At 62.8% G+C, this 15,220-nt stretch carries 13 protein-coding genes; 12 read left to right on the forward strand and 1 reads right to left on the reverse strand.

Features of this window, described 5'->3' with window-relative positions; all coding sequences use genetic code 11:
- Window positions 1-23: 23 nt before the first annotated feature.
- The 4 genes from DVK00_RS03495 (at window position 24) to DVK00_RS03510 (ending at window position 3,933) form a co-directional block, all read left to right on the forward strand.
- On the forward strand, window positions 24-1,661 hold the full coding sequence (locus DVK00_RS03495; protein WP_121535391.1) for an NADH-quinone oxidoreductase subunit D: 1,638 nt from the start codon (window positions 24-26) through the stop codon (window positions 1,659-1,661).
- A 64-nt stretch (window positions 1,662-1,725) separates the two neighbouring features.
- Window positions 1,726-2,250, forward strand: a complete 525-nt coding sequence (gene msrA / locus DVK00_RS03500) for a peptide-methionine (S)-S-oxide reductase MsrA (RefSeq protein WP_101350887.1) — start codon at window positions 1,726-1,728, stop codon at window positions 2,248-2,250.
- Entirely contained in the window at window positions 2,247-2,666 is a 420-nt protein-coding gene (locus tag DVK00_RS03505; protein ID WP_101350888.1) for a thioesterase family protein, read from the forward strand. Before msrA ends, DVK00_RS03505 begins: the two co-directional genes overlap by 4 nt.
- 82 nt (window positions 2,667-2,748) lie before the next feature.
- Entirely contained in the window at window positions 2,749-3,933 is a 1,185-nt protein-coding gene (locus DVK00_RS03510; protein WP_121535395.1) for an AI-2E family transporter, read from the forward strand.
- Here the strand turns inward: DVK00_RS03510 and DVK00_RS03515 are convergent.
- On the reverse strand, window positions 3,930-5,162 hold the full coding sequence (locus DVK00_RS03515) for a DolP-mannose mannosyltransferase (protein WP_101351479.1): 1,233 nt from the start codon (window positions 5,160-5,162) through the stop codon (window positions 3,930-3,932). The genes DVK00_RS03510 and DVK00_RS03515 overlap by 4 nt on opposite strands.
- A gap of 739 nt (window positions 5,163-5,901) precedes the next feature.
- On the opposite strand from DVK00_RS03515, the gene DVK00_RS03520 reads away from it, so the two are divergent.
- The 8 genes from DVK00_RS03520 to DVK00_RS03555 all read left to right on the forward strand — a co-directional run bounded on the left by DVK00_RS03520 (window position 5,902) and on the right by DVK00_RS03555 (window position 15,187).
- Window positions 5,902-6,810 (forward strand): serine/threonine-protein kinase RIO2, encoded by a 909-nt coding sequence (locus DVK00_RS03520; RefSeq protein WP_121577281.1) that lies wholly within the window; start codon window positions 5,902-5,904, stop codon window positions 6,808-6,810.
- A 644-nt stretch (window positions 6,811-7,454) separates the two neighbouring features.
- Complete coding sequence (locus DVK00_RS03525; protein ID WP_121577282.1) at window positions 7,455-7,871, forward strand: metal-dependent transcriptional regulator; 417 nt, start codon at window positions 7,455-7,457, stop codon at window positions 7,869-7,871.
- A 168-nt stretch (window positions 7,872-8,039) separates the two neighbouring features.
- Window positions 8,040-8,366, forward strand: coding sequence for a NifU family protein (locus DVK00_RS03530; protein WP_121511460.1), 327 nt, complete (start codon window positions 8,040-8,042; stop codon window positions 8,364-8,366).
- A gap of 356 nt (window positions 8,367-8,722) precedes the next feature.
- Entirely contained in the window at window positions 8,723-10,672 is a 1,950-nt protein-coding gene (locus DVK00_RS03535) for an ABC transporter substrate-binding protein (protein WP_121577283.1), read from the forward strand.
- A 9-nt stretch (window positions 10,673-10,681) separates the two neighbouring features.
- Window positions 10,682-11,635, forward strand: coding sequence for an ABC transporter permease (locus DVK00_RS03540; RefSeq protein WP_121577284.1), 954 nt, complete (start codon window positions 10,682-10,684; stop codon window positions 11,633-11,635).
- Between the two features lie 3 nt (window positions 11,636-11,638).
- A complete protein-coding gene (locus tag DVK00_RS03545) occupies window positions 11,639-12,676 on the forward strand; it encodes an ABC transporter permease (protein WP_101350895.1) in 1,038 nt (345 codons plus the stop codon).
- Window positions 12,676-13,878 (forward strand): ABC transporter ATP-binding protein, encoded by a 1,203-nt coding sequence (locus DVK00_RS03550; RefSeq protein WP_121577285.1) that lies wholly within the window; start codon window positions 12,676-12,678, stop codon window positions 13,876-13,878. Before DVK00_RS03545 ends, DVK00_RS03550 begins: the two co-directional genes overlap by 1 nt.
- Window positions 13,871-15,187: an ABC transporter ATP-binding protein gene (locus DVK00_RS03555; RefSeq protein WP_121535403.1), complete on the forward strand. Its 1,317-nt coding sequence runs from the start codon at window positions 13,871-13,873 to the stop codon at window positions 15,185-15,187. The genes DVK00_RS03550 and DVK00_RS03555 overlap by 8 nt, the downstream gene beginning before the upstream one ends.
- The last annotated feature ends 33 nt before the right edge of the window (window positions 15,188-15,220 follow it).

The raw sequence follows: 15,220 nt of genomic DNA on the forward strand, positions 1-15,220 counted from the left end.
CCGGCGAACGGGCGACCACGGAGATGGCCCAGACAGTCCACCGAGCCGACGACGTCCACCCGCTTATCGAGCCGATTGCCGACCACGTCCTCTCCACCGAACGCCACGAGAACGCCCCGGCCGTTGTCATCCGCGCGGACGAGGTGCAGACCGTCCTCTCGACGCTACGAGCCGAGGCCGGTCTGGACCACTGCGCCTGTGTTACGGCCCAGGAGTACGCCGACCGGTTCGAGACGATCTATCACCTGCGGCGCTACGACGACCCGACACAGGAACTTTCGGTCGTTGTGCCGACACCCAGGGAGTCGCCGAGCAGCGAGTCCGCCGCACCTGTGTATTCGACGGCGGCGTGGCACGAGCGGGAGGCCTACGACCTCGTCGGCATCGAGTACGAGGACCACCCAGACCTCCGGCGCATTCTCCTGCCCGAAACCTGGCAGGGCCACCCGCTGAGCCGGGACTACAATCAGTCTCAGCCACAGATCGTCTCCTTCCGCGAACACGAGCGCTTGCTCGAAGACCGCCGCGAAGGGCCGGAGACGATGCATCTCAACATGGGGCCACACCACCCCTCGACGCACGGCGTCCTCCACCTGAACGCCCAACTCGACGGCGAGCAGGTCGCGGCCGTCGACCCCGACATCGGCTACATCCACCGCTGTGAGGAACAGATGTGTCAGCAGGGCACCTACCGCCATCAGATCATGCCCTATCCGGACCGCTGGGACTGGGGCGGAGCTGGCCTGTTGAACGAGTGGGCTTACGCCCGGGCGGCCGAGGACCTCGCCGACATCGAGGTGCCGGCGTACGCCCAGGTCATCCGGACGATGGGCGGCGAACTGTCGCGCATCCTCTCGCACATGCTTGCAGTCGCGACCTACGCGCTTGACGTGGTCGGGGAGTTCACCGCTACCTTCCAGTGGGGTGTCCGGGACCGGGAACTCGTTCAGGACATTCTCGAAGACCTGACCGGCCAGCGGCTGATGTTCAACTACCTGCGGCTGGGCGGCGTCGCCTGGGACCTGCCCGAACCTCGGGAAGCGTTTTTCGAGAAGATACGCGCGTTCCTCGACGACCTGCCGCACAAGCTCACGGAGTACCACGATATGCTCACCAGCAACGAGATTCTCCAGCTTCGGACGGTCGATACGGGTCACCTCTCGGCTGAGGCCGCGAAGGCCTACGGCTGTACCGGGCCGGTTGCCCGAGCCTCCGGCGTCGACTACGACCTCCGACGGGACGACTCCTACGGCTACTACGACGAACTTGACTGGTCGGTCGTCACCGAGCAGGGCGGCGACAACTTCTCGCGCCTGCTCGTGCGCCTGCGCGAAGTGGAGGAGTCCGCGAAGATTATCGGCCAGTGCGTCGACCTGCTGGAGGACTGGCCCGAGGACGACCGCGAGATACAGGCAAACGTGCCCCGCACACTTCGGCCCGACGCTGACACCGAAATCTACCGCGCCGTTGAAGCCGCGAAGGGCGAACTCGGCATCTACATCCGCTCTGACGGGACGGAGACACCGGCGCGGTTCAAGATCCGCGGTCCCTCGTTCTCACACGTGCAGGCACTGTCAGAGATGGCCCGCGGCGAATACGTCCCAGACCTCGTGGCGACGATTGGCAGTCTCGACACCATCATGGGCGAGGTCGACCGGTAGGTAGGCATCCAGCTGCGAGGACCACAGCCAGTGAGTTTTGTATGCCGGGCACGTACGTCGGGTGATGACTGACCAAGCGACATTCGCGGGCGGTTGCTTCTGGTGTACGGAATCGGTGTTCAAACAGATCGACGGGGTGGTCGACGTTGTGTCGGGCTACGCCGGCGGGCACGTCGCCGACCCCAGCTACGAGGCGGTCTGTCGCGGGGAGACGGGCCACGCCGAGTGCGTCCAGATTACGTACGAGCCGGACGAGGTGAGCTACGAGGACCTGCTCGCGGTCCACTTCACGACCCATACCCCGACGACAAAAGACCGAGAAGGTAACGACGTTGGCACGCAGTATCGTTCGGCCGTGTTCTACCACGACGAGTCCCAGCGCGAGACCGTGGAAGCCTTTATCGAGGAAGTCCAGCCGGGCTACGATAGCGACATCGTCACCGAAGTCGAACCGCTGGAGACGTTCTATCCGGCCGAGGAGTATCACCAGGACTACTTCGAGAAGAATCCGGACCAGAGTTACTGCCAGCTGACCATCCCGCCGAAAATCGAGAAGCTCAAACAGAAACACGCGGAATTACTGGCATGACCTTCGAGTACACGACGGACGTCGAGGTCCGATACACGGACATCGACACGTATGGCCACGTCAACAACGCGACGTATGCGACCTACTTTGAGGAGGCTCGCATCGACTACCTGCACGACGTGGTCGACTGTGGCGAAGCGCTGCTCTCGGGCAGCGAGTCGGGCACTGGCATGGTCATCGCGAACCTCGAAGTCGACTACATCCAGCCCGTCCAAATCAGTGATGCAGTCGCCGTTGGCGTCCGGGTTCCACGTCTTGGGGAGAAGAGCTTCCCCTTCGAGTACGAGGTCCGGACCGAAGATGGTGTGGCTGCGACCGGAGAAACAACCGTCGTTACATACGACCGCGACACGGAATCCTCGCGCTCGATCCCCGAAGACTGGCGAGAGGCGATCACCCAGTTCGAAGGGCTGTAGTCACCTGCGTTACCCCGCTCACGTACAGCCACCGGGCCGACCGGTGGTTTTATTTTTTATCAAGATGTTGTACTGAAAACATATGGAATATAGTACCGACCTCGGACGGCGCGTTCTGCTTGCTATCGCGGGCGTAGCACTTTTTCTCGTGGTCGGACTCGTCCTGTCCCAGTTCCTCCCGACGCTCGTGTTTACCGTTTTTCTGTACTACGCCAGCCGACCGATTTATCGACGGCTCGGGTGGCTCCCGCTCCCCGAATCGTTCCTGGGTCGGGCTGTCCCGTACCAGAAACAGCTCCATGCGGCGGCCACGATTTTCTTCTTTCTGTTACCGTTCGTGCTTCTGGTCGGCTATACGATCGTCCTCATTGTCCCCGAGTTACAGTCGTTCTTCGGCGAAGGTGGCCTTGGCGCGGCGTACCTTTCGCAGTTTCAGGATCTTCAGGGTGGGTCGCTTCCGGGGCCGCTCGCCGACCTCGGATTCTCAGATGTGCTGGCGATGGGGCCGGACGAAGTGATTGACCTGTTGCGAAACGCGACAGTCCAGTCGTGGCTGGGACGTGTCTCTGATACGCTCATCGGCTCTGTGAGTATGCTTACGGCGCTACTGCTGCGCGTGTTCATCATGTTTGCCGGGACGTACTACCTGCTTACTGACGGACCGCGGCTTGTCGGCTGGTTTCTTGACACTTTCGACGGGTCAGGTGTCCTTCGCAACTACGCGGCGGCGGTCGACGAGGAACTGTCTTCGATTCTCTTCGGGAACATTTTGAACGCACTGGTGACGGGCGTTATCGGGATCTTCGTGTTCTCGCTGTACAATCTGGTCGCGCCAGGCTCAGTGCAGGTTCCGTTTGCACCACTCGTCGGCGCGCTCACCGGCATCGGCAGCCTCATTCCAGTAGTCGGAATGAAAATCGTCTATCTGCCCGTGGCTGGACTGCTTGCGGTCTCCGCGGTCGTCACAGGACAGACGGCAGCCCTGGCCTGGGTTGTCCTCTTTCTTGTGGTCACGCTGGTCGTCGTCGACACCATCCCGGATTTCCTGATTCGGCCATACGTCAGCGGTGATCTGACTCACGTCGGTCTGTTGATGTTCGCGTACATCCTCGGCCCCATCGCGTTTGGCTTCTACGGCATCTTTTTGGGTCCGATCCTGCTGGTGCTTGCCGCTCAGTTCTTCCGGATTATCGTCCCCTACATCATCACAGGTTCTGTCGAAACGACACAGACCTCGCTCTCTGACTACGACTCCACGGAGTCCTAGCCGCTTGCGAGCCTGGCTCTGGCGGTCCTCAAGCCGAGACAGCGGCTGTCTATCGACGAGTCGACTCTGTCGAGCCACCGCAACTCCATCACCGAGAGCCGGTAGTGACACGCCGACGGTTCAAGCTGCTGCCAATAGATGTACCGGACGTCGGGTACCGACTCGCTTTCCCCGTAGGTCTCTGGGAGACTGGTGGTTTCGAGGTCTGACATTGGCACCGGTCCCGGCGTTTCGACGGGTGTGAAGACGAGACCGACGCTACCGAGGACGGCGACGTTGACGACGAGAACCAGCGCGAGCGCCGCGGCGAGATACTGCTTCCGTCGGCGGTCACGGAGCGTCGTCGCGACTATCCCGACGCCGATTGCGACGAACGCCAGCCCCGGAATGAGGTCGGTGTAGCCGCCGGTCTCGAAGTCGACGAAGAATATCAGGAGCGCGAACCACGCCGCGCCGACCGGAATCCACCAGTCGGTGCGCCCGACCGCGCCGTCGTCGCCCCTGAACCAGCACCGAGCGGTGTGTCCGAGTCCGAAACCGCCCAGCACCACGAACGGCGACGACCACTTGAAATGGACGACACCGGCGACGAGTCGGGCGAGTACTGACGCCTGCTCCTCGGTCTGTAGCGGCACGAGCAACACCTGGACGACCATCTCCGAGACCGAGTGCCAGACGAGAAATACCGGTGCAAGCATGACCACAGTGAACCCGAGGCCGCCGGCGACAACACGTTTAAGCGCCCGCACGTCTCGTTGCTGGATTGCCAGCCCGACCACGACGAGCGGGAAGATGACCCCGGCCTGCCAGTACCCAACGCTGGCCGCCGCGGCCACACCGCTCAGTGCCGGGTATTCGCGCGTGTACAGGTATATCGCCAGGAGTCCACAGAGGACGAGGAGGTACTTCGCCTTGAAACCGTACGCGGGCCGGACGGCGAACCCCGGCAGCAGGAACATAGAGAGGCCGGCCAGCGGCGCAGCGACGTCGTCGCCGGTGATGTCGTAGACGAGTATCACGACGAGCCCGACGATTCCACACACCGCCGCGCTCATCAGCGCCACGCTGAGGAGGTGGAGCCGGTACATGTCGCCGCCGGCGAGCATCGCCAGAACGCCGGTCGTCTCGTAGGACAGCGGGAGCTTCGGCTCCCAGGCGTCGACGTACAGCCGACCGCCCCGCGTCAGATACCAGCCGAGATGCTGGAAGATGCCAGCGTCGGGAGCCATCGGGGGACGGGCAGAACCGAGTGTGATTGTCAGTACGAAATACAGTTCCGAACCGACGGCAAACAGCACCGGAAACGCGAGCCGACGGTCGTGAGAATTAAACGCGAGTGAGCGAAGCAGGTCCCTGAGCTGGTCTTTATGTTGTCTGCTCACACGGCACGCTTGCGTTTAGATGACCAAAAGTAGAGAGTAGCTTAACGGCCACACAGTCAGCGAACGCAGTCGCCGTTCGCCTTACATATACTGTCACGGCGATTAGGAACGTATTTTCGAGTTGATGCCTAACGTTTCGCTTCTATAGCTGATTATGTGTGAATAGCGCTTGCGACCAGCAAAGGCCCGTTTCCGAGCCACATCAGCCGCGTTTTGAGATACTGAAACGATAGTACAGTAGCGATAGCAGATGTATGATGCCAAGCTGAAAACGTGTGATTATGTAGGTTAATGAGGTCTTATTCGATGAGCAAGCGACTGAACTGCGGTTTCGGTCACGAAACGCCGACAGTAGCGGGTCGAGTCGGACAGATGAAAATATGAGCGTAGCTGTCTTGGGCAGACTGTCCGAACACTGCAGTCCGTCTAAGTTTGCGCCCAGCCGCCCCGGTCAGAGCGCTCGTCGTCCGCCGATACAGCAACCAGCCTGAGACCAGATGTGTATTTTGTATAGCGGCTACAGATTTATCACCTCTATCCGGCGAACGCGTCGGCCTTTTACCAGTCCATCGAGTAGAGAACGCTAATGGTCCAGAACGTGGCTTCAGTGATGGCGGAGCTGGAACCCGAGGACTTCCATCTGCTCTCCGGCGTCGAGCAGGGGATGCGGTTCTCGGAGTACGTCGCCCGCGAGAAGTTGACCGAGTTCTCACGGCTGACGTCGGAAGACGTCGACTACCGGCTCGACCGGTGTGCGGACCGGGGACTGGTCGAGCGCAAGACCATCCAGTACGAAGGGTTCAAACTCACTTTCGAGGGGTACGACACGCTTGCGCTGCATACATTCGCCGAGCGCGACACAATCGAAGGAGTCGGGTCTCCACTGGGTGTCGGCAAGGAAAGCGACGTGTACGAGGCTCAATCGTACAAGCCGGTGGCACTGAAATACCACCGCGAGGGGTACACCAATTTCCGTGAAGTGATGAAAGAGCGGGAGTATACCGCCGACCGCGACCACGTTTCTTGGCTCTACACCGCCCGGAAGGCCGCCGAACGGGAGTACGATGCCCTCGAAACGCTGTATCCGAACGTGGCGGTTCCCCAGCCAATCGACACGAACCGCCATGCGATTGTCATGGAAAAAATAGACGGCGTCGAACTCTCCCGAACGAAACTCGAAACGGAACAGGTACTGCCGATTCTGGATCTCGTCCTCGAAGAGATGCAGACGGCCTACCGCGAAGGGTACGTCCACGCGGACATGAGCGAGTACAACGTCTTCGTCACGAATCAAGGCGTGGTCGTTTTCGATTGGCCACAGGCTGTCCCGACCGACCACGAAAACGCCCGGGAACTGCTAACTCGCGATGTTGAGAACATCGTGAGCTACTTCGAACGAAAATACCCGCAGGAAATCAGTGACGTGGACAGAGACGCAGTCGCTGAACGGCTGGCGGTCGACACGTTCGATTCTATTACCGATTTTACTGAGTAGCGGTGTTTTAGCCGCTACTACCCGTATTTGCCTGTTCATCGACGAGCCGGAGGTGACCAGTGGTTTTCCCGATAAAGCATATAATGCGATATCAAATTCGGCAAACCAACTGATCGAGGCGATTCGGGAAGCGATTACGGCAGAGATAACGCCTCGATGGTGAGTGGAGTGCCACGCGATGGGTGAGAGTCTCGGACGGTAGGCTCGACTTCGCTGATTGAATTAGGCAGTCCTAAAAACCGCAGACGTTTTATATTATTAGGCAAGCCTAAAACATATGGCAGACGACGGTACTGAGTTCGGAGCACAAACGGGGGGAGACCCACGCAGGGATCGATGGCGGACCGTTTCGTATCGTCGAGGGCGCTATCGACACCGTTCGCGTGGTCCCGACGTACGGTGTGGGCATCATGCTGAGCGTCCACCGACGAGCGGCCGCTCGGTCAGTGCTCTACCGACAGTACTGGGGGCGTCTGCCTGATGGGTGGGGACGGAAATATCGAGATGATGGGAATGGGTAAACGCCCGCAGCGCTCACATGCCCGACTGTGGGCGTGGGCATACGTGGTGGTCTTCGGAGCCGGTGAGCAGTCGACAGGGGAGTCGACGGCAGTAAGCGGGAATCGGACGGATCCGTCGGAGCGATGAGCACAGCACCGGAGTATCTGCTGGCGATTTACATCGCCCAGCACCGGGACGAACCGCCAGTCGCCCCGGGAGAGTTGGGGGAGATGCTTGATCGGTCTCCGGCGGCGGTGACGGAGATGTGCCAGCGACTCGCAGAGGAGAATCTCGTCACATATGAGCCGTACGAGGGGGTGACGCTGACAGAGTCAGGGCATGAGGAGGCAGCGGAGTTACACGAGACGTATGTGACCGTCTCGTGGTTCTTTCGGGGGGTTCTCGATCTCGACGATCACGAGACGGAAGCGATGGAGCTGGCCGGTCTAGTCAGCCCGATGGTCGCGGAGCGACTGGCCGCCACACTGCCCTGCAACGCCGAGACGAAACAGGACGGTTCAGAGGCTGGTTCGACGGCGCCGGATGAGGATACCGCCTGAACGAGGACTCCACAGCAAGCTTGTTTTAGGCCGTGCGAAAATTAATAGAATTAGTATACTAATTGTTTGGGTGGCCAAAATTATTGCTCCTGAAGCTCTAAGGAACGGTATTTTAGGTACGCCAAAAACGACATTTTTATGATAGGTTAGTGCGTATATACAATCGTCATGAGCGCTGAAGGACTCGAACGACAGGCGCGTAACTACTTGAGCAACAACGTCCCGCAAATCCAGCAACACGGCGGCAACTTCGAGGTCCGCGACATCGACGAGAGCGAAGGCACGGCCACCGTCGCCATCGGCGGTGCGTGTTCGGGGTGTGGCATCGCTCCGATGACGATGAAGGCAATCGAACGCCGACTCCCGGAGAGCGTCGACGGACTCGAAGCCGTCGAAGTCGTGCGGTCCGGCGGGCCGCGCGCTGCGGTCATGCCCTCGAAGACCGACGACATGGAGGAGATGGACGAGTACGAGGATTACAGCCCGCCATTCTGAGCAGCCGCTCGAACTCGAATCGCAACTGTAGGTGTCGGCCCCAGCTTTGACCGGGGCGCAGTGTCGTTCGTACCGGGAGCGCCCGGCATCAGGACACCGTTGAACGACCAATCCTACGTGCCGTCTCCCCTAAACTCGGTCTCGACAGCGCGTCGTCAGAGGATGGCGTATCTCTGGCCGGAGGCTATACACCAGCGCAGTTCAGCCGAGAGGTGAAGCTCACCAGCGGGGTCTGTATCGGCGCCGTGTAGTATGCTCCCGGCCTGTCGCGTACCGATGCTGCCCGACTCCGAGCGCCGTTATGCTATAAGTGTGTGGGAGGGCAACATAACGCATAACTTTCGAGGTCAACGGGAATGTCTCATGACGCAGCTGCAGGCACGAGTACAGTGACGCGACGGCGCGTCCTCAAGACGGCGGGCGCGGCAACAGTAATGGCACTCGCCGGTTGTAGCGCCGGCACTGACGGAGGTGGAGACGGCGAAAGCGAGGGTGGACAGAGCCTCGACCCGGTCCGGGAGCGGGCGGAGGTCGCCGTCGACGAGATTCAGGACGGCGGGACACTCAGGTTCGGCCTCGGCGCGGGTATCGATTCTTTCGACCCGTCATACAGCACCAGCGCGCCGGCCGGCAACGTCCACGGACTCATCTACGAGAGTCTCATCACGCAGGACGCCGCGGGGACTGTGTACCCGTGGCTCGCGAAGACGTGGGAACGGATAGACGTCAAAGAAGTCGAGGACGGGGCCTACGAGCCGTACATGGTGTCGGCGGAGACGGACGACGAGGGGAACCTCGTTGCCGACGACCAGATCATCATCAGGAACCCCGAGGCCGGCGAGGTCCTGACGGTCAATGAAGCGCCTGATGCCGTTGCAGACGGCACCTACGGGATCAAGTACCGGGCCGAACTCCACGAGGGGGTCACCTTCCACAACGGCGAGGAGATGACCGCAGAGCACGTCGCCCGGTCGTATGAGGTGCTTGAGAACTCCTCGATTTCGGCTCAGACCTTCGACTCCTTTCTCTACGCGGAGGCCGTCGACGACTACACCGTCGACATCTACGGACAGGAGCCCGACGCCGAGGCCGACAGCCAGCTCCCGACGACAGTGTACCCGATGGAGCACATCGAAGAGTATCCCGACACTGGCGCGGACCCGCGAAACGACCTGACGCCGATCGGGACCGGCCCCTTCGAGTTCGAGTCCTACGAGGCCGAACAGCGCGCCGAGTTCAGCACGTTCGACGACTACTGGCTGGACGACCTTGGCCTCGACGCGCTGGAGTGGTGGGACGGGCCAGAGGGGTTCCCGACGAGCCCGGTCGTCGACGCGGTCACGGTCGCTATCGTGCAAGACGACGCGACCCGGGCGGCCGCGCTCAACAACGGCGAGATAGACCTCACCTACGGGCTCACGAGCGACACCTACGGCGAGTACCGGAGCGCGGAGGACTACCGGCTCAGCGTGACCAACGCCGGGGCGTACAACTTCCTCCAGTACCCCGTCACCGTCTCGCCGTGGGACGACGAGCGGGTCCGCCGGGGCGTCAATCAGCTGATTCCGCGCGCCCAGATTGCTGAGAACATCTACAACGGCTACCGGAACCCGGCGTACACGCCGCTGCCGGAGATGGCTGCCGACGAAGGGACCGCCGACTACGACGCGCTGGTCGAGGAACTGCGCCCCCAGACCGAACAGGACACCGAGGACGCGACCGAACTCCTGCAGGAGGCCGTCGACGACCTTGGTGTCGAGACGCCCATCGAGGCGACCATCGAGACAAACACCTCCGACGACCGCGTGCGCGAGGCCGAACTCATCGCCCAGGTGATGAGCAACACGGAGTTTTTCGACATCAGCGTCGAGACCTTCGAGTTCACGACCTTCGTCCAGCGCATCCTCGGGCCGGAGTACTACCAGCAGGGCAACATCGTCCTCATCGGCCTCTCGGGCACGTTCAACCCCGGGAGCTTCTACGACGCCGTCAACTCCATCGACAATTTCGGGCAGTGCTGTAACTTCCAGCGGGTCGACACGCCAGACCTCGACGAGATTGCGACGGAGGCGCGGTTCTCGGTCGAGGCCGTCGAGGACCCGCAGTTCCGCGGCGAGCAGTACGACCGTGTGTGGCGCGGACTCATCGAGCAGGCCCCGAACAGCTACACCGTCTTCGGGACGAACGTCTCGTCGCTGTCGACCGACTACGTCGGACACAACACGTACACGTTCTCCAGCGGCATCCTGCCATACGGGCTGCACGACCCGACGGACCAGCAGGTCGCATATCTGGATCGGGAGTGACTCAGTACGATGAGCCTCAGACGATTCGTCGCGGTTCGCGTGGCGGCGACGGTGCCGATACTGTTCGGCGTCTCGGTGCTTACCTTCGCGCTGGTCCACCTGACGCCGGGGGACCCTATCGACCAGATGGTCGCCCTGAATCCGCAGATTTCGGCGGCCGAGGAGGCCGCGATACGCGCCAGGTACGGCCTCGACGGTCCGGTCTGGCAGCAGTACCTCACGTGGATGAGCAACGTCCTGCAGGGCGACCTCGGGACGGTCATCAGCGTCGACCAGCCGGTCCTGCCCTACATTCTTGCTCGGCTCCCCGAAACCGTCGCGCTGGGGCTGTTCGGCTGGGCCATCGCCCTGCTCATCGCCATCCCGACCGGCATCTACGCCGCGGTGAACAAGGACACGCTGGGCGACGACCTCTCGCGGGTGTTCGCCCTGTCGGGCATCTCCCTGCCGAACTTCTGGCTCGGCCTGATGCTCATCCTCGTGTTCGCGCTCTGGCTGGACCTGTGGCCGGTGCTGGCCCCGGACAAGCCCCTTCTCTCCCCGGACATGCTGTGGTATCTCGTCCTCCCCGGGGTCACCATCGGGACGGCGTCGTCGGCGACGCTGATGCGCGTGATGCGGTCGTCGATGGCCGAGGAACTGAACAAGGAGTACGTCACGGCGGCGCGGGCGAAGGGACTTCCAGAGCGGACGGTCGTGTTGAAACACGTCCTGCGGAACTCGCTCATCTCGGTGACGACCATCGCCGCGTTCCTGACCGCGAGCATCTTCGCCGGTGCCGTCGTCGTCGAGCAGGTGTTCGCCTGGCCCGGGCTGGGACGGGCCTTCGTCGGCGCGATCATCGGCCGCGAGGTCGACCTCATCATGGCCATCACGCTGTTTACCGGCGTGACGATCATCCTCGCGAACCTGCTTGCAGACATCATGTACGCTGTGCTTGACCCACGAATCCGCTATGATTGACCTATGAGTACGGACCGAGGACGCATCCGGATAACGGGGTTCGACGCCGACCGCGTCGAGTCCCGCGAACCGCTATCCGACTGGACAGAGACGAGAGACACGGGGACAGAGAGCCGGTGGGCGCGCGCCTGGCGCGAGTTCCGCCGGAACCGCAGCGCCATGCTCGGGCTGTACATCGTCACGGCGATGGCGCTGCTCGCGGTGTTCGCCCGTCCAATTACGGTCGCGGGCGTCACCGTCCAGCCGTTCTCGCTCGCGCCGTACGACCCGAGCGCCATCCTGTACGCACAGGGCCTCGACGTGAGCGCCTACGAAGCCCCGTCGCTGGCCCACCCGTTCGGGACCGACGGCTCCGCGCGGGACGTGTTCTCCCGCGTGCTGTACGGCGGCCGGTTCAGCCTCTCTATCGGCTTCATCGTCGTCCTCGTCACCGCCGTAATCGGGCTGGTGTACGGCGCGGTCGCCGGCTACTACGGCGGCCGGGTCGACGAGGTGATGATGCGGATACTCGACCTCATCTTCGCGTTCCCCGGCCTTCTGCTCGCGCTCATCATCGTCGCCGTGCTCGGCAAGGGGTACTGGGAGCTGGTGCTCGCCTTCACCGCTATCGGCTGGGCGGGCTACGCCCGACTGATACGCGGCGAGATTCTGAAAGTCAAAGAAAACGAGTACGTGCTGGCGGCGAAAGCGCTGGGAGCGCGGGACCGCCGTGTCATCTTCAGACACGTCGTCCCCAACGCCATCGCGCCGCTTGTCGTCCAGGCTTCCCTCTCCATCGGGACTGTCGTTATCGGCGTGGCGGCCCTTGGGTTCCTCGGGCTGGGTCTCCCACCCAGCTCCGCCGAGTGGGGCACGATGCTGGACCAGACCCGCGAGACCATCGTCCAGGGACCGGGCGGGTCGATTCCCTGGTGGGTCACCGTCTTCCCCGGCGGCGCAATCTTCCTGTTTGTCATGTCGATGAACCTCATCGGCGACGGCATCAACGACGCGCTGGACGCACAGGAGAGCGAAGACGTGGCCCGCGGGGGCGAGGTCTGATGGCGCTGCTGGAAGTCGAGGACCTCACGGTCAAGTTCTACACCGAGGAGGGCGTCGTCACCGCCGTCGACGACCTTTCCTTTCGCATTGAGCGCGGCGAGAAGTTCGGCGTCGTCGGCGAGAGCGGCGCGGGCAAGAGCGTCACCGCGCTATCGGTAATGCGACTCATCGAAGAGCCTGGCCGCATCGAGAGCGGGACCGTCCGTTTCGACGGTGAAGACCTCATGGAACTGTCCGAATCCGACGTTCGAGACGTGCGGGGCAACGACATCGCGATGATATTTCAGGACGCACAGACCGCACTCAACCCCGTCTACACCGTCGGCGAGCAGATAGCCGAGGCGATACGCCACCACCTCGACTACGACGACGCGGCCGCCCGCGAGCGGGCCGTCCGCCTGCTCGACGACGTGGGCATCCCGGAGCCGGCGGCCCGCTACGACGACTACCCCCACGAGTTCTCCGGCGGGATGCAACAGCGGGTCGTCATCGCCATGGCACTGTCCTGTGACCCCGACCTGCTCATCGCCGACGAGCCGACGACGGCGCTGGACGTGACCATCGAGGCGAAGATTCTGGACCGGCTGGAACGGCTCGCCGAGGAGTACGACACGGCCATCCAGCTCATCACCCACGACCTCGGGGTCATCGCGGAGCTGTGCGACCGGGTGATGGTAATGTACGCCGGCCGCGCCGTCGAGACGGCGACCGTCGAAGAGCTGTACTACGACCCGAAACACCCCTACACCGTCGGGCTGATGAGCGCCATCCCCCGCATCGGCGACCGGCAGGACCGCCTCCAGACGATTCCGGGGACGATGCCGGACCTCGTAGAGGTGCCCTCCGGCTGTAGCTTCCACCCGCGGTGTCCCTTCGCCGAAGAGGTGTGTACGCGCAAACAGCCGCCGCTCGTCGACCCCGACACCGGGGACGGTGTCGGTCTGTCCGACCGGGCAGCAGCCTGTCTGGCCTACACCGGCGACCTCGACGGCGAACTGGATTACGAGGTCGAAGTGAAAGGCCGGGACGCGCCGCCCACCGAGCCACAGTCGAACGCCCGTCTCCACGCGTCGGACGCCGAGAAGCGCCGGGCCGACTCCGATCCGCTTCGCGCCGATTCCGACCCGGTTGGAGCCGATACCGACCTGCTTGACCAGAGCGACGACGTGGACGACGAGACTGGAGGCCGGCAAGATGGCTAGGACGGCGGACAACCCCGTTCTGGAGGTCGAGAACCTCACAAAGTACTACGAATCCGGGGGGAGCCTCATCGATACCCTGCTGGGCCGGAATCAGGAAGTGAAGGCGCTGGACGGCGTCGACCTCGAACTGTACCCCGGGGAGACACTCGGTATCGTCGGGGAGTCCGGCTGTGGCAAGACGACACTCGCCCAGAGCCTGCTGCGGCTCATCGAACCCACGGCCGGGACGGTCCGGTACAAGGGTGAGGACCTGACGGCAGCTTCTGACGACCGCCTCCGGGCGCTCCGAAAGGACATCCAGTACATCTTTCAGGACCCCTTTGCCAGCCTTAATCCGCGGCTGACGGTCGGCGACATCGTCGGTGAGCCACTGGACATCCACGACATCGCCGAGGGCGAGGCCCGGACCGAGCGCGTCAGCGATCTGCTGGAAACCGTGGGACTCAATCAGCGGCACGCCCACCGCTACCCCCACGAGTTTTCCGGCGGCCAGCGCCAGCGTATCGGCATCGCCCGGGCGCTCGCCGTCGACCCCGAGGTCATCGTCTGTGACGAACCCGTCTCGGCACTGGACGTGAGCGTGCAGGCCCAGATTCTGAACCTGCTCGCGGACCTGCAGTCGGAGTTCGGCCTCTCCTATATCGTCATCGCGCACGACCTCAGCGTCGTCGAACACATTGCCGACCGCGTTGGTGTCCTCTATCTCGGAGAGTTCGCCGAGGTCGGCCCGACCGAAGACGTGTTTCAGCCGCCGTATCACCCCTACGCCGAGGCGCTGCTGTCCGCCATTCCGGAGCCAGATCCCGGCTGGGAGGGCGACCGTATTTTCCTCTCTGGCGACGTTCCATCGCCGCTGAACCCGCCGTCTGGCTGTCGGTTCCACACCCGCTGTCCGAAGGTTATCCAGCCCGAGGGGACAGACATGGCACAGTCGGAGTGGCGGTCACTGATGGACCTGAAACAGCGGCTCCGCAAAGCCGACTCGCTGGAAGCGGTGACCGCAGTGCAGGAGGGCGTCGAGGACGAGGACCGCAGTCAGCTCTCACGGTCGGCCCTCGACACGCGGGTCCGAGCCGAGTTCGGCCTCCCGGACACGGTCGGCGACCGCGAGGCCGAGGACGTGCTCGCGACGACGCTAGACCACCTGCACGACGGGGCGTTCGAAGCCGCGCGGACGGTGCTGAACGACGCCTTCGAATCGCCCTGTGAGCGAACCGACCCAGCGCTGTTCGATGTCGGCGACGACCACCGTATCGCCTGCCTGCTGTACGACGACGCGTATCCGGATGCACCGACACGGACCGGATAGCCCGGAGCCACCGATGCGTGACGCGGTGTGACC

Origin of the sequence: Haloarcula sp. Atlit-47R (genome assembly GCF_003665985.1) — an archaeon.
Classification (GTDB): domain Archaea; phylum Halobacteriota; class Halobacteria; order Halobacteriales; family Haloarculaceae; genus Haloarcula; species Haloarcula taiwanensis.